Annotated in this window: 22 protein-coding genes and 1 tRNA gene; 6 read left to right on the top strand and 17 right to left on the bottom strand. The window is 68.9% G+C overall.

Annotation, left to right across the window (positions count from 1 at the left end):
- Nucleotides 1–113 precede the first annotated feature (113 nt).
- Nucleotides 114–1,433, bottom strand: a complete 1,320-nt coding sequence (locus tag BMW26_RS05330; RefSeq protein ID WP_053095519.1) for a PhoH family protein — start codon at nucleotides 1,431–1,433, stop codon at nucleotides 114–116.
- A 260-nt stretch (nucleotides 1,434–1,693) separates the two neighbouring features.
- Nucleotides 1,694–2,473, bottom strand: coding sequence for an isoprenyl transferase (locus BMW26_RS05325; RefSeq protein ID WP_053095518.1), 780 nt, complete (start codon nucleotides 2,471–2,473; stop codon nucleotides 1,694–1,696).
- 96 nt (nucleotides 2,474–2,569) lie between these two features.
- Between BMW26_RS05325 and trhA the strand changes: the two genes are divergently transcribed.
- Entirely contained in the window at nucleotides 2,570–3,298 is a 729-nt protein-coding gene (trhA, locus tag BMW26_RS05320; protein WP_072590976.1) for a PAQR family membrane homeostasis protein TrhA, read from the top strand.
- Nucleotides 3,299–3,314: 16 nt separating this feature from the next.
- On the opposite strand, the gene BMW26_RS05315 is transcribed toward trhA, so the two are convergent.
- Nucleotides 3,315–3,599, bottom strand: coding sequence for a hypothetical protein (locus BMW26_RS05315; RefSeq protein ID WP_053095516.1), 285 nt, complete (start codon nucleotides 3,597–3,599; stop codon nucleotides 3,315–3,317).
- Between the two features lie 69 nt (nucleotides 3,600–3,668).
- On the opposite strand from BMW26_RS05315, the gene BMW26_RS05310 reads away from it, so the two are divergent.
- Both BMW26_RS05310 and greA read left to right on the top strand, forming a co-directional pair.
- Nucleotides 3,669–4,055, top strand: coding sequence for a DUF4307 domain-containing protein (locus BMW26_RS05310; protein ID WP_072590975.1), 387 nt, complete (start codon nucleotides 3,669–3,671; stop codon nucleotides 4,053–4,055).
- 96 nt (nucleotides 4,056–4,151) lie between these two features.
- A complete protein-coding gene (gene greA, locus BMW26_RS05305; protein WP_053095514.1) occupies nucleotides 4,152–4,640 on the top strand; it encodes a transcription elongation factor GreA in 489 nt (162 codons plus the stop codon).
- A gap of 76 nt (nucleotides 4,641–4,716) precedes the next feature.
- On the opposite strand, the gene ilvA is transcribed toward greA, so the two are convergent.
- The gene (gene ilvA, locus BMW26_RS05300; RefSeq protein WP_053095513.1) at nucleotides 4,717–5,946 is read right to left on the bottom strand and encodes a threonine ammonia-lyase; all 1,230 of its coding nucleotides are present in this window, start codon (nucleotides 5,944–5,946) and stop codon (nucleotides 4,717–4,719) included.
- Nucleotides 5,943–7,139, bottom strand: coding sequence for an AI-2E family transporter (locus BMW26_RS05295; protein WP_082297766.1), 1,197 nt, complete (start codon nucleotides 7,137–7,139; stop codon nucleotides 5,943–5,945). Before BMW26_RS05295 ends, ilvA begins: the two co-directional genes overlap by 4 nt.
- Before the next feature lie 79 nt (nucleotides 7,140–7,218).
- Between BMW26_RS05295 and BMW26_RS05290 the strand changes: the two genes are divergently transcribed.
- Both BMW26_RS05290 and BMW26_RS05285 read left to right on the top strand, forming a co-directional pair.
- Nucleotides 7,219–8,481, top strand: coding sequence for a winged helix-turn-helix domain-containing protein (locus BMW26_RS05290; protein WP_072590974.1), 1,263 nt, complete (start codon nucleotides 7,219–7,221; stop codon nucleotides 8,479–8,481).
- Nucleotides 8,478–8,963: a hypothetical protein gene (locus BMW26_RS05285; RefSeq protein ID WP_056277954.1), complete on the top strand. Its 486-nt coding sequence runs from the start codon at nucleotides 8,478–8,480 to the stop codon at nucleotides 8,961–8,963. The genes BMW26_RS05290 and BMW26_RS05285 overlap by 4 nt, the downstream gene beginning before the upstream one ends.
- Before the next feature lie 90 nt (nucleotides 8,964–9,053).
- On the opposite strand, the gene BMW26_RS05280 is transcribed toward BMW26_RS05285, so the two are convergent.
- The 3 genes from BMW26_RS05280 to BMW26_RS05270 form a co-directional block, all read right to left on the bottom strand.
- A complete protein-coding gene (locus BMW26_RS05280) occupies nucleotides 9,054–9,620 on the bottom strand; it encodes a LemA family protein (protein WP_042542063.1) in 567 nt (188 codons plus the stop codon).
- 87 nt (nucleotides 9,621–9,707) lie between these two features.
- Nucleotides 9,708–11,021 carry a D-arabinono-1,4-lactone oxidase gene (locus tag BMW26_RS05275; protein ID WP_072590973.1) on the bottom strand — a complete coding sequence of 438 codons (1,314 nt, stop codon included), beginning with the start codon at nucleotides 11,019–11,021 and terminating at the stop codon, nucleotides 9,708–9,710.
- Nucleotides 11,018–12,265 carry an alanine racemase gene (locus BMW26_RS05270; RefSeq protein WP_072590972.1) on the bottom strand — a complete coding sequence of 416 codons (1,248 nt, stop codon included), beginning with the start codon at nucleotides 12,263–12,265 and terminating at the stop codon, nucleotides 11,018–11,020. Before BMW26_RS05270 ends, BMW26_RS05275 begins: the two co-directional genes overlap by 4 nt.
- 324 nt (nucleotides 12,266–12,589) lie before the next feature.
- Here BMW26_RS05270 and BMW26_RS05265 point away from each other — a divergent pair.
- Nucleotides 12,590–12,662 (top strand) — tRNA-Leu (locus BMW26_RS05265).
- 11 nt (nucleotides 12,663–12,673) lie between these two features.
- Here the strand turns inward: BMW26_RS05265 and BMW26_RS05260 are convergent.
- From BMW26_RS05260 to BMW26_RS05220, 9 genes are all read right to left on the bottom strand, one after another.
- Complete coding sequence (locus BMW26_RS05260) at nucleotides 12,674–13,384, bottom strand: DedA family protein (protein WP_056277947.1); 711 nt, start codon at nucleotides 13,382–13,384, stop codon at nucleotides 12,674–12,676.
- The gene (locus BMW26_RS05255; RefSeq protein ID WP_072590971.1) at nucleotides 13,381–14,196 is read right to left on the bottom strand and encodes a hypothetical protein; all 816 of its coding nucleotides are present in this window, start codon (nucleotides 14,194–14,196) and stop codon (nucleotides 13,381–13,383) included. The genes BMW26_RS05260 and BMW26_RS05255 overlap by 4 nt, the downstream gene beginning before the upstream one ends.
- Before the next feature lie 286 nt (nucleotides 14,197–14,482).
- A complete protein-coding gene (locus tag BMW26_RS05250) occupies nucleotides 14,483–15,952 on the bottom strand; it encodes an NAD(P)/FAD-dependent oxidoreductase (RefSeq protein WP_072592238.1) in 1,470 nt (489 codons plus the stop codon).
- A 39-nt stretch (nucleotides 15,953–15,991) separates the two neighbouring features.
- The gene (locus tag BMW26_RS05245; protein ID WP_072590970.1) at nucleotides 15,992–17,284 is read right to left on the bottom strand and encodes a S8 family serine peptidase; all 1,293 of its coding nucleotides are present in this window, start codon (nucleotides 17,282–17,284) and stop codon (nucleotides 15,992–15,994) included.
- The gene (locus BMW26_RS05240; RefSeq protein ID WP_072590969.1) at nucleotides 17,281–17,823 is read right to left on the bottom strand and encodes a DUF501 domain-containing protein; all 543 of its coding nucleotides are present in this window, start codon (nucleotides 17,821–17,823) and stop codon (nucleotides 17,281–17,283) included. Before BMW26_RS05240 ends, BMW26_RS05245 begins: the two co-directional genes overlap by 4 nt.
- A gap of 68 nt (nucleotides 17,824–17,891) precedes the next feature.
- Nucleotides 17,892–18,455 (bottom strand): FtsB family cell division protein, encoded by a 564-nt coding sequence (locus tag BMW26_RS05235; protein ID WP_083569297.1) that lies wholly within the window; start codon nucleotides 18,453–18,455, stop codon nucleotides 17,892–17,894.
- Nucleotides 18,456–18,508: 53 nt separating this feature from the next.
- Nucleotides 18,509–19,789, bottom strand: coding sequence for a phosphopyruvate hydratase (gene eno, locus BMW26_RS05230; protein WP_053095504.1), 1,281 nt, complete (start codon nucleotides 19,787–19,789; stop codon nucleotides 18,509–18,511).
- 99 nt (nucleotides 19,790–19,888) lie between these two features.
- The gene (locus tag BMW26_RS05225) at nucleotides 19,889–20,548 is read right to left on the bottom strand and encodes an O-methyltransferase (RefSeq protein WP_072590968.1); all 660 of its coding nucleotides are present in this window, start codon (nucleotides 20,546–20,548) and stop codon (nucleotides 19,889–19,891) included.
- 31 nt (nucleotides 20,549–20,579) lie between these two features.
- Entirely contained in the window at nucleotides 20,580–21,530 is a 951-nt protein-coding gene (locus tag BMW26_RS05220) for a CPBP family intramembrane glutamic endopeptidase (protein WP_072590967.1), read from the bottom strand.
- Between the last annotated feature and the right edge of the window lie 47 nt (nucleotides 21,531–21,577).

Genomic DNA, 21,577 nt, shown 5'->3' with positions numbered 1-21,577 from the left:
CCACGAGCGTAATCCGACGACCACGTCGACGGAAGCGAATCGCCGACGCATCCGCCGGAACATGCGACAGCGGATGCCGTGACACCACGGCATCCGCTGTCGGACCACTCAGGTCAGCTGAGTTCGCCCCCTTCGAGAAGCTCGGTCACCAGGGCGGCGATCGCGGAGCGCTCGGACCGCATCAGCGTCACGTGGGCGAACAGGTCATGCCCCTTGAGCGTCTCGATCACACTGGCGATGCCGTCATGACGGCCGACACGGAGGTTGTCGCGCTGGCCGACGTCGTGGGTCAGGATCACGCGCGAGTTCTGCCCCATGCGGCTGAGGACGGTCAGCAGCACGTTGCGCTCGAGCGACTGCGCCTCGTCGACGATCACGAACGCGTCGTGCAGCGACCGACCGCGGATGTGCGTGAGCGGGAGCACCTCGAGAATGCCCCGTTCGACGACCTCCTCCATGACGTTGCCTGACACGACCGAACCGAGCGTGTCGAACACCGCCTGCCCCCACGGGCCCATCTTCTCGCCCTGATCGCCGGGCAGGTAGCCGAGCTCCTGGCCTCCGACGGCGAACAGCGGGCGGAAGACGATGATCTTCTTCTGCTGCTGTCGTTCGAGCACCGCCTCGAGGCCGGCGCAGAGAGCCAGGGCGGACTTTCCGGTGCCCGCGCGCCCGCCCAGCGAGACGATGCCGATGTCCGGGTCGGTGAGCAGGTCGATCGCGATCCGCTGCTCGGCGGACCGCCCGTGCATGCCGAAGATGTCGCGGTCGCCGCGGACGAGCTTGTACTCGCCGTCTCCCGTGATCCTGCCGAGTGCGGAACCGCGCTCGGAGTGGATGATGAGCCCGGTGTTCACCGGCAGGCCCCTCGCATCTTCGCTGATGCCCACCTCGCTCTCGTAGAGATCGCTGATCTCGTCACCGGACAGGTCGAGGGTGGTGATTCCGGTCCATCCCGAATCGACGGCCTGCTCGGCGAGGTACTCCTCGGCACGCAGACCGAGCGAGGCCGCCTTGACGCGCATCGGGAGGTCCTTCGAGACGATCGTGACGTCCTGACCGTCCTGCGCGAGGTTCATCGCGACCGAGAGGATGCGGGTGTCGTTGTCGCTCAGCCGGATGCCGGCCGGGAGCACCGAGGAGTCCGTGTTGGCCAGCTCGACCCGAAGCGTGCCGCCCTCGCCGACCTCGACGGGGAAGTCCAGCCGTCCGTGCTCGACACGAAGGTCATCGAGGTGGCGAAGCGCCTGACGGGCGAAGTATCCGATCTCCGGGTCGTGCCGCTTGCCTTCGAGTTCGGTGATGACCACCACCGGAAGGACGACCGAGTGCTCGGCGAACCGGAAGAACGCCTGCGGATCGCTCAGCAGGACGGACGTGTCGAGCACATAGGTCCGAAGATCCTGATCAGGACCCTCCGCCCCCGCTCGCATCGTCGTCTTACGGGTGGACTGCTGCGCGGTGCTGGTGGACTGCTGCGCTGTACGTGAGGTCACGACCCACTCCCGACCCGGGGAACTCCCGGTTATTCGAACGAGTCGACCAGGGGGTCACGAGTCGTCATCCTGAGGCCGACCCGACGGGCACCTTGCCCGATGCCTAGAAGCTACGACCAGCCGCCGACATTTGACGGACTCGACACGCCACGAGTTCGTTACGTGTTGGTTAACGCGGGGTGGCGTCGTCGGCGAGGTCAGCGGCCGAAGCGCCGGTCACGGTCGGCGAAGTCGCGGATCGCGCGGAGGAAGTCGACCTGTCGCAGGTCCGGCCCGAGCGCCTCCACGAAGTAGAACTCGCTGTGGGCGCTCTGCCAGAGCAGGAAGTCGCTCAGACGCTGCTCGCCGCTCGTGCGGATGACGAGATCGGGGTCCGGCTGGCCGCCGGTGTACAGATGCTCCCCGATCATCTCGGGGGTCAGATGAGCGGCGAGGTCCTCGATCGTGCCGCCGGACGCCTGATGCGCCGTGACGATGCTGCGCACCGCATCGACGATCTCGTTGCGTCCGCCGTAGCCGACCGCGAGGTTGACGTGGAGGCCGGTGTGGTCGCGCGTGCGCTCCTGTGCGTCGTCCAGCACCTTCGCGAGCTCCGCGGGAAGGATGTCGGAGCGTCCGACGTGCTTCACACGCCAATTGCCCTCGCGCGACAGTGCCTCGGCGAGCTCGGCGATGATCTCGATCAGATCGGCGAGCTCGGCGGAGTCGCGCTTTCGCAGGTTGTCGCTGGACAGGAGATACAGCGACACGACCCGAACCCCGAGTTCGTCGCACCAGCCGAGGAACTCGCGCATCTTGGCGGCACCCGCCCTGTGTCCCTCCGCGGGAGTCTCGTAGCCGAGCTGCCTGGCCCAGCGCCGATTGCCGTCGATCATCATGGCGACGTGATGGGGAACGGTCGCCGGATCGAGATGGCGGCGCAGCCGGCTGGTGTAGAGGCGGTACAGCGGCCCCCGCCCCTGACCATCGCGTGTCATCACCTCCCTACGCTATCGCGTCGGCGTCGGCGGACCCAGGGCCGACGCTCAGGATATGTACGCTCGCCTGCATGGGCGCCCGCATAGAGTGAAGGCGTGAGCACTCCCGACTCCTCGGTACCTGACGTCCCCCAGCTGCCCCTCCTGGAGGAGGCGGCGCACGACGCCGCCGTCGAGATCAAGCCGACCTGGCGCGGCTGGATCCACGCGGCCACGTTCCCCGTCGCGATCGTCGCCGGGGTGGTGCTGATCACCGTCGCGCAGGGCGGCGCGGCCAAGTGGGCCGCCGCCGTGTTCATGGCCACCTCGCTCCTGCTCTTCGGCAACTCCGCTCTCTATCACCGGATCGACTGGAGCCCGAAGGTCAAGGTGATCCTCAAGCGGATCGACCACGCGAACATCCTGCTGCTGATCGCCGGCACCTATACGCCGCTCGCCGTGCTCGCTCTGCCCCCTCAGAAGGGCGCCCTGCTGCTCGTGTTCGTGTGGAGCGGGGCGCTTCTCGGCATCCTGTTCCGGGTGTTCTGGATCAATGCTCCGCGGTGGCTGTACGTCGCCCTCTACCTGCTTCTGGGCTGGGCTGCGGTGATGTACCTCGCCGACCTCTTCGTCGCGAACGCCACGATGATGGTGCTCGTCATCGTCGGAGGGCTCCTCTATACGGGCGGCGCGGTCGTCTACGCGATCAAGAAGCCCAACCCGTGGCCCGGCCATTTCGGGTTCCACGAGATCTTCCACGTATGCACGGTGCTCGCTTTCCTGTGCCACTGGGTCGCGTGTCTGCTCATCGCCCTCGCACCGCTGTCCCCGTCACTCGGGGCCTGACCCGCCGAAGGCTCGGTCAGCGCTTCTCGGGGTCGTCGTCGCCCTCGCGCACGATCGGCAGGTCGGCATCCGTCTCGGTCGCCTCGTCAGCCGCCCGCGCGGCCTCTTCGGCGTCGAGCTCATCCCTGACCTCTTCGCGGTAGCGGACCCGACGGATGCGACGGTTCATGTCGAGGATCAGCAGGATCACCGCGATCAGGATGATCACGACGGCGGCGAAGCCGACGAATCCGGGCGTGACCAGCTCCGGTGCCACCGTCATCGTGGGCGTCGGCATCGGTGTCTCGGTCAGAGCGAGCATGGAGTCTGCCTTTCATGCGCAGGTCGCATAACCTGGAGTTACCAGCCTAACGACCGGAAGACCCACCCCGTGACGACCGCACAACAGCTCGATGACCGCTACGGTCGCGCCCGCTCCCGCCGGGGGCCATGGATCGTCCTGATCGCCATCGCGGCACTTCTCGTCGGCGCGTTCGGCTGGATGATCGTCGCGGCGCAGATGAACGCGGTCGACTCGGACGATCTCGGCTTCGATCTGGTGGATGAGCACAGCGTCACCGTGCGCTTCCAGATCACCGGGGTGCAGGGCAAGGACGTTGCCTGCATCGTCGAGGCGCTGGACGAGGAGTTCGGGGTCGTCGGCTGGAAGGTCGTCGAGATCCCCGCCGGAGATGCCCATTCGCAGGCGCTCTCTGCCACGGTTCCCACCGTCTCGAGCGCCACGACAGGTTTGGTGAACAGCTGCTGGGTCGCTTAGACTCGAGCCAGACAGATGACGCCCTGGCACCGTGCCGGGGCGTCTTGGCATATCCCCCGCGGAACGTCGCCGGGTACCTAACGAAGGAGCTTCGTCATGTCTACTGACGCTCAGGTTCCCTTCCTCACGCAGGAAGCGTATGACCGGCTCGTCGCCGAGCTCGAGCACCTCTCCACCACCGGTCGCGAAGAGATCGCCAAGCGCATCGAAGCGGCACGCGAAGAGGGCGACCTCAAGGAGAACGGCGGGTACCACGCCGCCAAGGACGAGCAGGGCAAGCAGGAGGCGCGGATCCGCACCCTCGAGAACCTTCTCAAGACCGCCAAGGTCGGCGAGGCGCCCGCGAGCCGCGGCATCGTCGAGCCCGGCACGGTCGTGACCGCCGTGGTCGCCGGTGGCGAAGAGGTCTTCCTCCTCGGCAGCCGTGAGATCGCCGTGGGCAGCGACCTCGACGTGTACAGCGAGGCCAGCCCGCTCGGACAGGCGATCCTCGGACTCAAGGTCGGCGAGAAGTCCTCGTACGAGGCGCCGAACGGCCGCGCGATCTCGGTCGAGATCGTGAACGTCGAGACCTACACCGGCTGACGCGCTCCGATCACGCGCGCGTTCCGCGACGACAGAAGGCCCCGTCCGAATGGACGGGGCCTTCTGTCGTCGCGGGTCAGTCCGGAACGATCATCGGCTGGAAGCCGGCACGACGGAGGGTGTCGAGGGTGTGCTCGGAATGCTCGGTGCCCCGCGTCTCGACGCTGAGCTCGAGGAAGACCTCGCTGATCTGCAGCCCGTGCCCGTGACGGGTGTGCATCGCCTCGATCACGTTGGCGCCGGCCTCCGCGATCAGCTCGGACACCCGCGCCAGCTGACCGGGACGGTCGGGCAGCGGGATGCGGATCGTCAGGTACCGGCCGGATGCCGCCAGACCGTGAGAGACCACGCGCTGCAGCAGCAGCGGGTCGATGTTGCCACCGGAGACCACGGCCATGGTCTTGCCGCTGGCCTTCACCTTACCGGCGAGGATCGCGGCGACTCCGACGGCACCCGCCGGCTCCGCGATCACCTTGGACTGCTCGAGCAGCACGAGGATGGCGCGTGCGAGGTCGTCGTCCGTCACCGTGACGACCTCGTCGACGAGGTCCTTGATGATCTCGAACGGGATGGCGCCGGGGCGCGCGACCAGGATGCCGTCAGCGATCGTGGGCTTCGTCTCGATGTCGACCGGGTATCCCGCTTCGAGCGAGGGAAGCATCGCCGCGGCGTTCTCGGCCTGGACGCCGATGATGCGGACGGTGCGGCCCATCTCGGCGGCCTTCGCCTTCACCGCAGCGGCGACACCGGCGATCAGGCCTCCCCCGCCGATCCCCAGCACGATCGTGTCGACGTCCGGAGCATCCTCGAGCAGCTCGAGTCCGAGCGTGCCCTGGCCGATGACGACATCGCGGTGGTCGAACGGATGGATGATCACCGCTCCCGTGCGCTCGGCGAACTCGGCGGCGAGCCGCAGCGACGTCGCGACCGTCTCTCCCTCGAGCACGACCTCGGCGCCGTAGCTCCTGGTCGCCAGCAGCTTGGGCACCGGGATGCCGATCGGCACGAAGATGGTCGCCGGGATTCCGAGGGTCTGCGCCGCGAGGGCGACGCCCTGCGCGTGATTGCCGGCGGAGGCCGCGACCACGCCGCGCGCGCGCTCTTCGGCACTCAGCTGGGAGAGGCGATATGCGGATCCCCGGATCTTGAAGGACCCCGTTCGCTGCAGGTTCTCCATCTTGAGTACGACCGGCGCTCCGAGGACATCCGACAGAGCGCGCGAAGGCAACGTCGGCGTCCGCGTGATCACCTCAGCCAGACTCTGAGCTGCCTTCTCGAACTCGTCCAGGCTGGGGACTGCGCTCATCGATTCCTCCGTCTCCGCTCGCGCGGAACTGTGCTCCAGATTAGGTCTGCGTTCGGGACGTCGCCGGTCTTCCACGACCCCGTGCTGACGGTCACCGCTGCGACGTTGACGAACGCTGCGAGAGGCACCGCGAACAGCGCTCCGGGGATGCCGCCGACCATCGAGCCGCCGGCGACGACGAGCACGACCGCGAGCGGGTGCACCTTCACCGCGGAGCCCATCAGGATCGGCTGCAGGATGTGCCCCTCGAGCTGCTGCACGCCGAGCACGACGGCCAGCATCGCCAGAGCGATCCACGGCCCGTTGTAGACGAGGGCCAGCAGGACCGCGATCGCGCCGGTCACGACCGCACCGACGATCGGCACGAAGGATCCGAGGAAGACGAGCACGGCGACCGGTATCGCCAGCGGGACGCCGAGCAGAGCGGCACCCACGCCGATGCCGACCGCGTCGATCGCGGCCACCAGCAGCTGCGTGCGGGCGTAGTTGACGATCGTCGCGAAGCCGTTGCTCGCGGCCGCGTCGGCGGCAGGTCGCGCCGCGCGCGGGAACAGGCGCAGCGTCCAGCGCCAGATCCCCCGACCGTCGGCGAGCAGGCAGATCAGGATGAACAGTGAGAGGACCGCTCCGGTCACCACATGCGCGGCGGTCGTGCCGACCGCGAGAGCCCCGTTGAGGAGCGTCTGCGTCTGCTCGTTGATGATGCCGAGGCCCTGATCGATGTAGTCCTGGATCTGCGTCTCACTCAGGTGCAGCGGTCCGTTGAGAAGGAACTGCCGGAATTCCTCGATCGCCTGGGAACTCCGCGCCTGCACGTCGGGCAGCTGGGCGCGGACCTGCCAGATGACGAGCCAGAGCAGTAGGGAGACGATCGCGAGCGTGCCGATGATCGACAGCGCCACTGCCAGCCAGCGCGGGAACCGGTGGCGCAGCATCCACTGGAATCCCGGCCACAGCAGAGCCGTGATGAGGATGCCGACCATGAGCGGGATCACGAGGAGCTTCAGCTCGATCACGAGCCAGATGAATCCGGCCACCACCGCTGCGATCAGCAGGATGCGCCAGGAATATGCGGCCGTGATGCGGAGTCCTCGCGGGACGGCTTCATCGGCCTCGGTGGTCACCGTGCGATCCGGCGAGACCGGGCGCGGACGGAAGAGGTCTCTCAGCCGTGGACGCAGCTCTTCGCTCATCGCCCAAGTCTACGGCGCGGGCGCCGCGCGTCCGGACGTACGAGGCCCGGATGTCGGCGCTCGGAGATACCCTGACGAGGTGACCGAGACCCTCAGCTCCGCCCAGGCCCGTCGCATCGCGCTGGCCGCGCAGGGCTTCTCCCGCGCACGCCCCGCATCGGTGTCGGCCCGGCACATCCACCGGGTGATGGATCGGCTGGGCGTGCTGCAGATCGACTCGGTCAACGTGTTCGCGAGGTCGCACTACATGCCGCTGTTCTCGCGTCTGGGAGCCTACGATCCGGCGCTGTTCGATCGGGTGTTCCACTCCCGGACCACCCACTACGTCGAGTACATGGCTCATGAGGCGACGTTCATCCCCATCGAGGATTGGCCGCTGTGGCGATTCCGGATGGATCGCTTCCGCGCTCGATGGGCGGCGGCCGACTCGTGGATGAGCCTGAACACGCGGACGCTGCGCTGGGTGCAGGACGAGCTCAGGGCGCGGGGCCCACTGCGACCGGCGGATCTCCGAGAAGATGCGCCCCGCGAGCGCGGCACATGGTGGGACTGGGATGACGTCAAGCTCGCGCTCGAGCACCTGTGGCGCACCGGGGACGTCGCGATCAGCGGTCGGAAGGGTTTCGAGCGCAGCTACGCTCTCGCCGAGCAGGTGATCCCCGACGCCATCCTGTCGCGCCACGTGCCGCGGGACGATGCGATCCGCGAGCTCACACGTCGGGCGGCGCGCTCGTCGGGAGTCGCGACGCAGTCGGATCTCGCCGACTACCACCGCATCCGCGATCGCGCGGCGGTCTCGCAGTCGATCGCCGATCTGGTCGACACGGGCGAGCTGCTCCCGGTGTCGGTGCGGGGCTGGGACCGCGGTGGGCGCCCGCTCCCGAGCTGGCGACATCGGGATGCCGTGCTGCCGCGCCGCATCGACGCGTCAGCGCTGCTGACACCGTTCGATCCCGTCGTCTGGTTCCGCGACAGAGCGCTGCGCGCCTTCGAGCTCGACTACAGGATCGAGATCTACGTCCCCGCCGACAAGCGGCGATACGGCTACTACTCGCTGCCCGTGCTCGTCGGCGACCGGATCGTGGCCCGCGTCGATCTGAAGGCCGACCGCGCGACGTCGACGCTTCAGGTGCAGTCGGCCTGGTGGGAACCTCAGGCCAGGCCTGACGCCGACGCTGAGCGGATCGCCGCAGAGCTGGCCCTCGCAGCGGAATGGCAGGGCCTCGCGCATGTCTCGGTCTCGCGGTGGGGCACCGCGGCAGAGGCTCTTCACGCCGCACTCTCGGTTCGCCCGGACACGTCCGTGCGTCGCCATGTGCACGCGAGAGAGGTGCCCTCGTGAACCGCCGCAGGGCATGGGCGATCGGCGGCGTCGGTGCCGCTCTCGTCGTCGTGGTGGCGGCATCATGGCTGTGGCTGTCATCCGGCGATGTGTCCCCTGCTGCCGGTCCCCCGGCGACGAGCAGCGCACCGACGCCTGAGATCGATGTGCGCACGACCGCACAGCAGGCGCTGGACGACCACCTCGAGGAGTGCACGTCTGCGGAGGCCTCCGATGACGCCGTTCCCGACGGATGCGGGATCAGGATCCCCTGGGGCACCGAGTTCGCCTCGGTCGACGACGTCCGGTTCCGCATAGAGCAGCTGCCGGTCCTGGAGCTCACGGACGGTGGATTCGTCGCCGACGGGGGCGTCCTCGTCGCCACCGTGTCTGGCACAGGTCAGGACGGCAGTCCGAGGACCGAGACGTATCGCACGGACTCCTGGACGCTCCGCGGTGGCGTGACCGTCGAGGGTGACGCTGTGGAGCTCGACGTCTGGTGAGCGTCGCTCAGGCCCCGCGATCGACTCGCCACGGGCAGCCGGACATGCAGAAGGCCCGATGCGCTGGTGCGCATCGGGCCTTGTGACACATCAGAACTGCACGCGTGGCGGTTCGGAGATCGCGCCGCTGTCGGCGACCTCGAAGAACTCGCGCTCGGTGAATCCGAGTCCCTTGGCGAAGAGATTGTTGGGGAAGACCTTGATCTTGGTGTTCAGCTCGCGGACCCCGCCGTTGTAGAAGCGGCGCGCAGCCTGGATCTTGTCCTCGGTGTCGACGAGGGCCTGCTGCACCTGAAGGAAGTTCTGGCTCGCCTGCAGCTGCGGATAGGCCTCGGCGACCGCGAACAGGCTGCGGAGCGCCTGCTGCAGATGACCTTCGGCGATGCCCGCCTCGCCGGGGCTGCCGGCAGACAGCGTTTCCGCTCGCGCACGCGTGACGTTCTCGAACACCGCCTTCTCGTGCGAGGCGTAGCCCTTCACCGTCTCGATGAGGTTGGGTATCAGATCCGCTCTGCGCTTCAGCTGAACCGTGATGCCGCTCCAGGCCTCGTCGACGCGGACGTTGAGCTGCACCAGCGAGTTGTAGGTCGCCCAGAGGTAGATTCCGATGAGCAGAATCACACCGACGACGATCAGTACCGGCACGAGCCATTCCATCAGAGGCCCACCCTTCCTCGTGTTTGTCTCATCCTATCGGCGCAGCCTGCGCGTCGACTGGGTGTGCGACGGTCAGCTGCAGCCCCGTCATGCGCCGAGAACGCGATCCAGGTATCGGTTCGTGAATCGGCGATCCGGGTCGAGCCGGTCGCGCACGGCGGTGAAGTCGTCGAACCGCGGATAGCGCTCTCGCAGCTGCTCGGCGTTCAGCGTGTGCAGCTTGCCCCAGTGGGGCCGTCCGCCGTGCTCGAGCATGATCTGCTCCACGGCCTCAAAGTACACCGACGGATCGGCGCGCCAGTAGCGGTGGACCGCGATGTACCCCGTGGCCCTGCCGTACGCCGTCGACAGCCACCTGTCGTCGCCCGCCGCGAAGCGCACCTCGATAGGGAATTCGATGCGGTATCCTCGTCGCTCGATGAGCTCGCGCACAGCGCGGAAGGCCGGCACGACGTTCTCGACGGGCAGCGCGTACTCCATCTCGCGGAACCGCACCGTGCGGCTCTGTGTCAGGACGCGGTGCGACAGCTCGGTGTAGCGCCGGTCGCCCGTGAGCTTCACCGCGAGCCTGTTGAACGGCGGAGTGATGACGGGTGCCACCTGCCCGGCGGCGCATACCGCCCGGTACACGCCGTTCGAGAGCAGGGTCTCATCGATCCAGCGCCCTACGACGGGGAGAGGCTGCCGCCGTGTCGACTCCGGCAGTCTGGTCTGTCTCTTGGTCAGAGCGATGTCCGTGTGCGGGAACCAGTAGAACTCGAAGTGGTCCGATTCCTCGACCCGACTGTGCAGGGTCTCGAGAACGTCGTCGAGAGGCGCTGGCTCGTCGACTGCCTCCATGAGGAGGTTCGGCACGCACTGCAGCGTGATGTCGACCAGGATCCCGAGTGCGCCGAGCCCCAGCGTGACCGCGGGCAGCAGATCGGTGTTCTGCCTCTCGTCCACTCTCAGGAACTCGCCGGCTGCGGTCACCATGGTCGCCGCGACGACCTGTGTGGCGAGTCCCCCGAACCCGGACCCGGTGCCATGCGTCCCTGTCGAGATCGCGCCGGAGATGGACTGACGGTCGATGTCGCCGAGGTTCTCCATGGCGAGACCGAACGGCGCAAGCAGTGAGGGGATGCGGTGCAGCCGGGTTCCCGCGAGCAGGGTCGCGCGGCCGGTGGACGCGTCGGCCGATACGAGTCCTTGCATGTCGTCGAGTTCCAGGAGCACCCCGGGGGCGACGGCGATGCCCGTGAAGCTGTGCCCCGCTCCGACCGCCTTCACGGTGAGACCTTGCGACACAGCCGCCCGGACGGCGCGCTGCACGCCTTCCGGCGTGCGCGGGCGCTCGACGCGGAGCGGCTTCACCTGCGCCGACCGCCCCCAGTTCTGCCAGGTTCCGCCGATCCGGGTCACAGGAACGCCTTCCCCTCGCCGCGATACGTGGGAAGCTCGTCGACGATCTCGTCGCCGGAGACGAGCTGGTAGCTGTCGATGCGCTCGGCAGGCTCGCCGCTCTTCGCGTGGCGGAACCAGACCCGATCGCCCACTCCGAGGTGCTGGGCCTCTCGCCCCTGCAGCGGTGTCTGCACCTCGCCCGCGGCCTCGCGCGACAGAGTGCGCAGTCCCTGCGGCCAGACGGGCGACGGCTGTCGCGACGCCACGGCGGGGCCCGAGGCGATCCATCCGCCACCGAGCACGGTCGCGATGTCGGCGGCCGGCCGCCGCACCACGTCGAACGCGAACGCGGACGCCGGTGCCGGGCGGAAGGATCGATACCCGTCGAAGAGGTGCCCTCCGAGCAGTCCGCTGCCGGCACTCGCCTCGGTCAGCGATTCGTCGCTGCCGGTGAACTCGAGGGAGCCGGTCCCTCCGCCGTTGAGGAACTCGAGAGGGGCGATCTCCGAGAGTGCGCCGACGATCGCGGCTCGTCGGTCTCGCAGCTCTGACCGCGAGCGCGCCTGCATCAGACGGATCACCGGCGCGTCCGGTCCCGCGTTGTCGCCCTGCCCGGCGATCTGGGCCTCGTACATCTGCAGGCCGACGAGCGTGAAGCCGGGGCGGCGGACGATCGTGCGAGCGAAGGCCGCCACCTCTCCCGGAGTGAACAGCGCGGACCTGCGGACGCCGATATGACCGAGCGCCGCCGATCGCAGTGAGGCGTCCGCGTCGATCGCGACACGGATGTCGGGGCGATGGCCGGCAGGCGCGACGCTGTCGACGATGTCGAGATGCGCCGGGTCGTCGACCATGAGCGTGATGCGCCGCGCCGCCTCTTCGGATTCGAAGAGCTGCGCGAGTCCCGCGCGATCGACCGTCGGGTAGCCGATCACGATGTCGTCATGGGTCTCGGCGAGCCAGAGCGCTTCGGCGAGGGTGAACGCGAGAATCCCCCGGTAGCCGGGAAGCTGCAGCACCGCGTCGAGCACCGAGCGCACGCGCACCGACTTCGAGGCGACGCGGATCGGCAGTCCGCCCGCACGGACCAGCAGATCCAGGGCGTTGTGCCGGAGCGCTTCTCTGTCGATCACCGCCACGGGAGCAGAGAGGTGGCCGGTCGCCGCAGACAGGCGCGGCCAGTACCGTGACGGGTCGTGCCACTCGGGGGAGACTGCGTTTCGTCCCTGATCGGGGCTCATATCGGCGATGAGGTCGAGCACTCCCCCACCCTATGACCAGCGCGGACGCGGATTCATGCTTTCTGAGATCGAGTCGCAGCGCAGTCGTACGGCCACGTCCGGAATCCCGGTACTTTAGCCGCAATGCTCGTAATGAACATCCACGGTCGCCGTCTCTATCACTGAGGCCGTCATTCGTGGCGGCTCACCGGCCGTGCCCGGCCGGTTGCCGGGGGGTAGCGATGCTGTCTCAGCAGCATCACAGGGAGACGGGCGCTGGGACGCCCGTCTCCCTTCGCCCTGTCCGTGCGGGATGCGGCGCCGGAGCGGCCGATATACCCGTGTAATCTGAGCCAGTCACATGGAGCCCCCGTAGCCCAATGGCAGAGGCAGGCGACTTAAAATCGCTTCAGTCTGGGTTCGAGTCCCAGCGGGGGCACAGCGCGCTTCTCAGCCATCCGCGCGTCCATCTGCCGCGCCGCGGGTCTGTCCGTTCGCGGATGCCGACCCGCGCGCCTCACGGATTCGGCGCAGGACCAGCACACCGACGGCGATCGCCAGCGCTGAATACACGGCGTAGTCGAGATACCCGAGCAGGTGCTCGAGCTGCTCGTGCTGGGTTCCCAGCAGGGCACCCACCCCGATGAGCAGAGTGTTCCACAGGCCGCTGCCCACGATGGTGTAGACGCTGAATCGCGCCAGGTTCATCCGCGTGGCACCCGCAGGGATCGAGATCAGGCTGCGGACTCCGGGGACCATCCGCCCCACGAGCACCGTCCACCCTCCGCTTCGTTGGAACCAGGCCACTCCCCGGTCCAGATCGCCGCGGCTGACCAGCTTGGTGGCCGCGAGAAGCCGCACGGCCCGCTCGATGCCGATGGCCGCCCCGAGCCAGTAGAGCAGGAGCGCCCCGATCCATGAGGCGAGGGTGCTCCACACGATCAGCCAGCCGAGCGTGAGGTCGCCGCTCTGACTCAGGTAGCCGGCGAACGGGAGAATCACCTCGCTCGGAATGGGCGGGACGAGCACCTCGAGGAACACCAGCACGCCCACCCCGATGTCGCCGAGCTGGGTGAGGACGTCGGCGGCGAACCCGGTGAGGCCGGAGAATCCGTGATCCGACGGCGATGACTCGGCGGCCGCCATGATCGCGCCGCTCATCGGCCGAACAGATCGCCGATTCCGGGGATGCCCAGGTCGCCGAGCCGCTGACCCCATTCGCTCGCGGCGTCGCCGAGGCCCGAGACGGTCTCACCGGCCGATCCGAGAACACCCTCAGCGGCTCCCGCGAGCTCCTCGCCGCCGAGTCCGCTCGCGATCGCCTCGACGTCGACACCCTGCGCGAGCGCGTCGAAGTCGACACCGAGCCCGGCCGCCTGCTCGAGAAGGGGGGCGGCGACGGCACTGCCGACGGCGCCGACCGCCACGATGCCCAACGCGCCCACGGCGGCGCCGCCGACGGCACCGGCAGCGCCGAACCCGCGCACCCGCGACAGGATGCCGCGCATGCGTCCGGGGTGCGCCGCCTCGGAGCGCCCGGCCGCGCGTGCGAGATCCTCCGGCGAGGACGAGGTCGGGCGTTCGCCGGGCGCGAGCTCCGTGTTCATGCGCTCCTGCACCTGCGCGCGCTGCGCCGGCGTCAGCCGCGCGAACGCCTCGCGATGGATCTGCTCGACGCGGTGCGGATCGGCGGTCTCGAGCAGGTAGTCGTACCGTGCGATCGCGGCCCGGTCGGCGTCCGACCCCGATCCGGCTGCACGGGAGGCGGAGGCGGCACCGGCAGGAGGCGGAGAGTACGGGTCACGCGACGTCCGGTGCACCGGCGGAGGAGAGTATCGATCATTCTCCGGGTGACGCCGTCCGGGCGCGGGAGGCGTCTGCCCCCGCGAGCCGTCGCGATCCGTGCGGGATCCGCTCTCGTCGAGATCGAGGGCGCGAGCGGCCATCCCGAGCAGTCGGTTGAGTTTTCCCATGGTGACGATTCCTTCGTGGTGTGGACGACCACGGGTCTCGACAGCGGTGCGGTGAGGGGTCCTTGGCCGTCCGCGGATACGGACGCCAGGTCTCCTCCACCCTCACGGGCCGGTGGGCCGGGACACGACCTCGTATCCGTAATGACGACACCACCGCAGACGGGAGTACTCCCCTTGCGCTGCCGACGGTAGCAAGCGCGCCTATGAACGGGGTGCGAGACACGCCCCGTCGGCGGAGACGACGAACGCCCCGACTCCGGAGGAATCGGGGCGTTCGAGGAGAGGACTACTTGGCGGCAGCCGTCTCGGCGGTCTTCTTGGCGGCCGGCTTCTTGGCACCGGTCTTCTGGCCGGCGGGCTTCTCGTCAGCAGCCTTGTCGACGGCGGTCGCCTGCGCGGCCGGAGCCGTGACGGCGGGAGCCGGCGCATCGGCGGCCGGACGCGGGCGAGCGGCGAACTCCTCGAAGACATAGCGCGGGTTCTGGACCGTCTCGAGGTTCACCAGGTCGCGACCGAGCCACAGGTTGTTCCACCAGCCCCACACCACGCGGAACTTGCGCTCCCACGTGGGCATCGCGAGGCCGTGGTATCCACGGTGGGCGACCCAGGCGACGAACCCCTTGAGGGCGATCTTGCCGGACTGGAAGACACCGTTGTAGAGCCCGAGGCCCGCGACGGCGCCGAGGTTCTTGTGGAAGTACTCCTTCGGGTCCTCGCCACGCAGCACGGCGACGATGTTCTTCGCGAGGAGCTTCGCCTGACGGACGGCGTGCTGGGCGTTCGGCACGCAGAAGCCGCCGACGCCACCACCGGACAGGTCGGGGACGGCAGAGACGTCACCGGCGGCCCAGGCCCCGGGAACGAAGGCCTTGGGGGTGCCGACACGGAGGTCTGCACGGGTCTGGATGCGGCCGCGCTCCTCGATCGGGAGGTCGCCACCGCGCACCACCGTCGGGTTCGCCATGACACCGGCGGTCCAGACGATCAGATCGGTGGGGATGACCTCACCCGTCGACAGCTCGACGTTGCCGTCGACCGCGCTGGTGAGCTGCGTGTCGAGGTGCACGTTGGCGCCGCGCTTCGCGAGGTCCTTGAGCACCCACTCGCTCGTCTGCAGCGAGACCTCGGGCATGATGCGCCCCATCGCCTCGATGAGGTGGAAGTGGGTGTCGTCGAAGGTCAGCTGCGGGTACTTGCTGACCAGCGACGAGGCGAGCGAGCGCAGCTCGGCGAACACCTCGATGCCGGCGAAGCCACCGCCGACGACGACGACGGAGAGCAGGCGATCACGCGCGAGGCCCGCAGGCAGCGACGCCGCCTTGTCGAAGTTCGACATCAGGCGGTCACGGATCGCGACGGCCTCCTCGATCGTCTTCAGGCCGATCGCGTTGTCTGCGATGCCCGGGATCGGGAAGGTGCGCGAGACGGCACCCGCGGTCACCACGATCTGGTCGTACGCGAACTCGTACGGCTCACCCACGGGAGGCGTGATCGTCGCGACCTTCTCGGCGTGGTTGATTCCGGTCACCTTGGCGGTGAGCACGTTCGTGCGCTTGAGGTGACGGCGGTGGGCGACGACGGAGTGTCGGGCTTCGATCGAGCCGGCGGCCACCTCGGGGAGGAACGGCTGGTACGTCATGTACGGCAGCGGGTCGACCATGGTGACGTCTGCTTCACCCTTGCGAAGGTGCTTCTCCAGCTTCCACGCCGTGTAGAAGCCTGCATAGCCTCCACCGACGATCAGAATCTTGGGCACAGTGCTGTTCTGAGGCACAGGGGGACAACTCCTCGGGAGTCAGGAATGTGGCGTGCGTGCGCGCGCCGATCGGATGCGCCGGGCAGCTGCGGTGACGCCAAGCGCTATCAGGATACCAGGGACTGTGAGCGCGATGAGCGGCAGGGTACCGTAGCGCAGCGATTCAGCGCTGGGAAGCAGCGGTGAACCGGCTTCCGTCGGCGCGTCCGCATCCGGCAGAGGCGGGACCTCGACCGGCGCGGCGGTGGGTTCCGGCTGCGGGACGGTCTCCGCCCGACGGAACAGGCGGACCCACTCGGCGAGGTCTCCCATGGGGTTCTCGGAGACCTTGGGCACGTCCCCGCTGATCGCCGCCTCGGCATCCACCAGACCGTAGCCGTAGAGGGGGTCGGGAGGATCCGCCATGCCGGGGACCTCGATCGCCGTCTTGATGATGCGGTTGATGACGTTGGCGGCATCGAGCTCGGGATGCGCGGACCGGACGAGGGCCGCGATGCCCGCGACGATGGGCGCCGCACCGCTGGTGCCGCTCCAGGGCACGACCGTGCCGTCCGCCGAGACGCCGCGCAGGCCCTCGCTGGGTGCCGCGATGCCGATGGTGATCCCCTGCGTCGAGGCCTCGATGCTCGCCGTGCCCGTCTGATCGACTCCGCCGACCGTGAGCACGCCGGGGATCGTCGCGGGGGCGCCGATGATGTCGGTGCCGCTCCCCCGATTGCCCGCCGCGACCACGACCACGACGTCGTTCTCGAAGGCGTAGAGGAACGCGTCGTCCCAACTCTTGTCCCAGTCCAGCGTGTTCGTGGTGAACGAGAGGTTGATGATGTCCGCCCCGTGATCGACCGCCCAGCGCATCGCCTTCGCCACCTGCTCGGTGAACGGCACGGCGGCAGCTGCGCCGAACCCCACGGAGATCGAGAGCAGATCGGCTTCGGGGGCAACGCCGATCATGCCCTTGCCGTCGGCCGCGCCGCGCCCGGCGGCGAGGGATGCGACCCACGAGCCGTGATTGCCGTCGATGGCACCCACCGGGGTGCGCCCGTCGGGTGTCCCGGTGCCGGACACGTCCGTGCCGCCGACGACGGCCCCGTCGAACACTCCCGGGACCTTGGCGATCCCGGTGTCGATGACGGCGATGGTCACTCCGTCGCCGCGGGTGGTCTGCCAGGCGTCTCGGATCCCGGCGCCATCGAGCCAGTATTCGGCGGCGCGCACCGGATCGGCAGGATCATCAGGCACCGGCGGCGGCGTCGCCGCTGCGCCGAGGAGCAGGACGGATGCCACGATCGTCGCCACCGCGACGCCGTTGCGCAGCATCCGCTGCGGCCTCATTCGGTCGACGCCTCGACGTCGCGCAGCGCCGCGCCCGGGGCGTCGCACCGGCACTTCTCGGGAGACCACGTCGAACGCTCGAGCGCCACGTCGCCGATCGGGTTCACGCCGGGGCCGGCCGCGAGAGCGTGACCGGCCAGAGCGTGCAGGCACTTGACGCGCGTGGGCATGCCGCCGGCCGAGATGCCGTCGATCTCGGTGACCTCGCCGAACTGCGCACGGTCGGCGAGGTAGGCCTCGTGCGCCGCGAGGTAGGCCGCCGCGACCCCGTCGTCCTCGGCGAGGAGCGCCGCGAGCTCCGGCATGACCTGCGCGGCCTCGAGAGTCGACATGGCCGCAGTCGCGGCAGGGTGGGTGAGGTAGTAGAAGGTGGGGAACGGCGTTCCGTCCGGCAGCCTCGGCGTGGTGGCGACGACCGTGGGGTTGCCGCAGACGCAACGGGCTGCGATGCCGACGACGCCGCGAGCGGTTCTCCCCAACTGGGCCGACACCACGGCGAGTTCGGCGGTCGTGGGGGCGGGGAATGGCGGCGTGGTCACCCGACCAGCGTACGGGAGCCGACCGGGAGGATGCTCGGAGCACACGCCCCGTGCGGCGGCGGCGCAGGTCAGCGGGCGACTGCGGCCGTGTCGCTGAGTCCGGCGGACGTCAGAGTGCGCAGGAGCTGCGGCATCCAGTCGGAGGGCGTCTCCTCGAGCGTGTCGCTGACCGGGCCCTGCTGCTGCGGAAGCGCGGCGGGGTCGAGGTCGTTGTCGATCAGGTACACGACCTCGCCGGGCTTGACGTAATACAGGCGCTCACGCGCCTGGGTGGTGATGTACGCCGGGTCGTTCCAGCGTTCACGCTCTTTCTCGAGCGCGGCGATCTGGTCTTCGGAGACCTGGATCGACTGCTCCAGAGCCGAGATCTTCTGCCTCTGATCGATGAAGGTGCCGAGGGTCGGCACCAGCACCCATGCGCCGAGGACCACGAGAGACAGCATGATGACCGAGAAGGCCGACAGGCGGATGCCGGAGGCCCACTCGCGCACATCGACCCTGCGGTCCTGCGCGCCTCTGCTCGCCGCACCCCGGGGCGTCCGACCCGCGGTGCGCTGTGCGGGCGACGGCGGCGCTGAGGCGGGCCGGGTCGCCCCCGGAGACGCCGAAGGAGGAGCCGGTCGTCGTGCCACGGCTCCTCCTCCGTTCGAGCCGCTCAGGCGGCTTCTGTCTGTCTCAGCTGTGTTCAGCCCTGGTAGCGCGGGAACGCGGAGCGGCCGGCGAAGACAGCCGCGTCGCCCAGCTCTTCCTCGATGCGCAGAAGCTGATTGTACTTCGCGACGCGCTCGCTGCGAGCAGGCGCACCCGCCTTGATCTGACCCGCGTTCGTCGCGACCACGAGGTCGGCGATCGTCGTGTCCTCGGTCTCACCCGAGCGGTGCGACAGCATGGCGGTGTAACCCGAGCGCTGCGCCAGGCTGACCGCGTCGAACGTCTCGGTGAGCGTTCCGATCTGGTTGACCTTCACGAGCAGCGAGTTGGCGACGCCGCGCTTGATGCCGTCAGCCAGACGCGTCGGGTTGGTGACGAACAGGTCGTCTCCGACGAGCTGGACCTTCGAGCCGAGAGCGTCGGTGAGGAGCTTCCAGTTGTCCCAGTCGTCCTCGGCGAGGGCGTCCTCGATCGTGACGATCGGGAAGTCGTTGACCAGACCCTGGTAGTACTCGATCAGCTCGGGGCCGGTCCAGTCCTTGTTGTCGAGGCGGTACACGCCGTCGCTGAAGAACTCGGTCGCTGCGACGTCGAGGCCGAGCGCGATCTCGGTGCCCGGCTTGAAGCCGGCCTTCTCGATCGCCTTGACGAGGAAGTCGAGACCCTCGCGGTTGCTGGGCAGGTCGGGGGCGAAGCCGCCCTCGTCGCCGAGGCCCGTCGCGTAGCCGGCGGCCTTCAGCTCGCCGCGCAGCACGTGGTAGGTCTCGACACCCCAGCGGAGCGCCTCGGAGTACGTCTCGGCGCCGATCGGCGCGAGGAAGAACTCCTGCATGTCGATGCCGTTGTCGGCGTGCTCGCCGCCGTTGATCACGTTGAAGAGCGGCACGGGCAGCACGTGCGCGTTGGGGCCGCCCAGGTAGCGGAACAGGGGCAGATCGGCCGAGTCGGCCGCGGCCTTCGCGACGGCGAGGCTGACGCCGAGGATCGCGTTGGCGCCGGTACGCTGCTTGTTCTCGGTGCCGTCGGTCTCGATCAGGATCTCGTCGACGATGCGCTGCTCGCTCGCCTCGATGCCCTCGAGCGCCGGTCCGAGCTCGTCGATGATGGCGTCGACGGCCTTGAGCACGCCCTTGCCGCCATAACGGCTCTTGTCGCCGTCGCGCAGCTCGTACGCCTCGAATGCGCCGGTGGATGCACCCGACGGGACGGCTGCCCGCTGGACTACGCCGTCGTCGAGGAGCACCTCCACCTCAACGGTCGGGTTTCCGCGCGAGTCGAGAATCTCGCGTGCGCCTACAGCCTCGATCAGTGCCACTGATGTGCTCCTTGCTCAGAGAAAAGGTGTGTGGAGCGTCGTCGATCCGCGCCCAGTCTAGCCCGCCCGGCCCTCAGCACCCGGGTCGGGGCCGGAGGTTCACACGACGACAGCGAGCGCGACGCCGTCCCAGCCTTTGACACCGACCGTCTGCAGCGCGGTGGCGTCGAAGCGCGGGTCCTCGCCCAGCATCCGCAGTGCATCCCTGGTGCCGACGACCTTGGGGTCGGTCGCATCGTCGCGCACGATCTCACCCTCCCGTCCGATGTTGTCGAGCACGATCACGGTTCCGGGACGGCCCAGCTTCGCGGCCCAGTCGAGGTAGACCGTGTTCGACTCCTTGTCGGCGTCGATGAAGACCAGGTCGAAGCCGCCGACCAGCGTGGGGAGCACGTCGGCACCTCGGCCGATCCGGATGTCGACGCGGTCTCCGACGCCGGCGGCATCGATGCTCGCGCGGGCCACGGCGGCGTTGTCCGCTTCGGCCTCGACGGTGATCACCCGCCCCTCGGGACCCACCGCCCGTGCGAGCCAGATCGTCGAGTAGCCGCCGAGCGTTCCGATCTCCAGCACGCGGCGAGCGCCGCTGATGCGGGCCAGGAGGTTGAGGAGCTTGCCGCCGACCGGCGCGACCTCGATCTCGGGAAGACCGGCATCGTGCTGAGCGGCCAGCGCCGCCTCCAGCTGCGGATCATGGCCGACGAGGAGATCAGCGAGATAGGCGTCGGCATTCGACCAGGCGGCGGGAGTGGATTCCATGCCCTCAGCAAACCGTGAGCCCCGAAGAGCGTCAAGAGGGTTGCGGACCCCTCCCGGCTCGGGGAGCGGACAGCAGCCGCCCGGGCGCGCCCGCGAGCTCGGGCTGACGACGGAACTGGCCCGTGAGGGCCAATGCGGCGATCACCGCCGCCGCGACGATCCATCCCGCGACGCCGAGAGGTCCGGCGAGTGCGAGATCGGGCTGCGATGCGGCGAAGATGAGGACGAGTCCGGCGGCCGCGTTCAGCGAGCCGTGCGCGAGGACGGCGGGCCAGACCGATGCGGAGCGCAGACGCAGCCAGCCCAGCAGCACACCCCAGGCCATGCAGCCGCCGATCATGAACAGCACGCCGGTGATGTCGGTGCGCCCGAAGTTGTAGCCCAGCAGGATCACCGGGCTGTGCCAGAAGCCCCAGATCGCTCCGCTGATGAGGAGTGCCGGCCACGTGCCGAGCGGTCGCAGGGCCGGGACGAGCCACCCGCGCCAGCCGAGTTCTTCGCCGAACGCCAGCACACTGTTGATCAGGGCGCCGACAGGGATCATCACGATCTGCGAGATCACGATGAGCTCGATCGGGGGCATCGGCGCACCGGCGGGCAGCGACCTCGCGATCTCAGCGGAGAACGCCGAGAACGTCGGGTCGAGCTGCACCCATCCGAAGGCCGCCGCGACCACGATGCCGAGCGCGACGAGAACCGGAGGGACGAGCCAGCCCGCCACCATCAGCCAGACGACCCGCCTGGCCGGGCGCAGGGGCCAGATGCCCAGGAAGCGGAGTCGCTCCCCCGGTGCCGGCACACGCAGGGCGAAGGTGACCACGAGCGCGGCGAGCGCGGGGGTCAGCATCATCACGGGCAGCAGGAACCAGGTGCTGGGCTCGGCGAGGCCGTCGCCCAGCCACAGCGGCAGGGCGACGAGCCAGGCGAGCCCGCACGCGAGCGCGACGAAGAGGACGACGGATGCGGCTCTGATGCGGGTCATGGATTGACTCCCGGTTCGGTGTCGATGTGCTGTTCGGTGTCGATGTG

It is taken from the genome of Microbacterium sp. 1.5R (genome assembly GCF_001889265.1).
Taxonomy (GTDB): Bacteria; Actinomycetota; Actinomycetes; order Actinomycetales; family Microbacteriaceae; genus Microbacterium.
The sequence above is the reverse complement of the archived record's forward strand: the minus strand, read 5'-3'. Positions and strand labels throughout refer to the sequence as shown.

Bases quoted from the DNA above. Each gene is read 5' to 3' on its own strand.
- BMW26_RS05260 (WP_056277947.1), bottom strand. From the start codon at position 13,384: ATGAGCGGCGCGATCATGGCGGCCGCCGAGTCATCGCCGTCGGATCAC.
- greA (WP_053095514.1), top strand. From the start codon at position 4,152: ATGTCTACTGACGCTCAGGTTCCCTTCCTCACGCAGGAAGCGTATGAC.
- ilvA (WP_053095513.1), bottom strand. From the start codon at position 5,946: ATGAGCGCAGTCCCCAGCCTGGACGAGTTCGAGAAGGCAGCTCAGAGT.
- BMW26_RS05280 (WP_042542063.1), bottom strand. From the start codon at position 9,620: ATGGAATGGCTCGTGCCGGTACTGATCGTCGTCGGTGTGATTCTGCTC.
- BMW26_RS05315 (WP_053095516.1), bottom strand. From the start codon at position 3,599: ATGCTCGCTCTGACCGAGACACCGATGCCGACGCCCACGATGACGGTG.
- BMW26_RS05220 (WP_072590967.1), bottom strand. From the start codon at position 21,530: ATGACCCGCATCAGAGCCGCATCCGTCGTCCTCTTCGTCGCGCTCGCG.
- BMW26_RS05255 (WP_072590971.1), bottom strand. From the start codon at position 14,196: ATGGGAAAACTCAACCGACTGCTCGGGATGGCCGCTCGCGCCCTCGAT.
- BMW26_RS05325 (WP_053095518.1), bottom strand. From the start codon at position 2,473: ATGACACGCGATGGTCAGGGGCGGGGGCCGCTGTACCGCCTCTACACC.
- BMW26_RS05225 (WP_072590968.1), bottom strand. From the start codon at position 20,548: ATGGAATCCACTCCCGCCGCCTGGTCGAATGCCGACGCCTATCTCGCT.
- BMW26_RS05330 (WP_053095519.1), bottom strand. From the start codon at position 1,433: ATGCGAGCGGGGGCGGAGGGTCCTGATCAGGATCTTCGGACCTATGTG.
- BMW26_RS05245 (WP_072590970.1), bottom strand. From the start codon at position 17,284: ATGAGGCCGCAGCGGATGCTGCGCAACGGCGTCGCGGTGGCGACGATC.
- BMW26_RS05295 (WP_082297766.1), bottom strand. From the start codon at position 7,139: ATGAGCGAAGAGCTGCGTCCACGGCTGAGAGACCTCTTCCGTCCGCGC.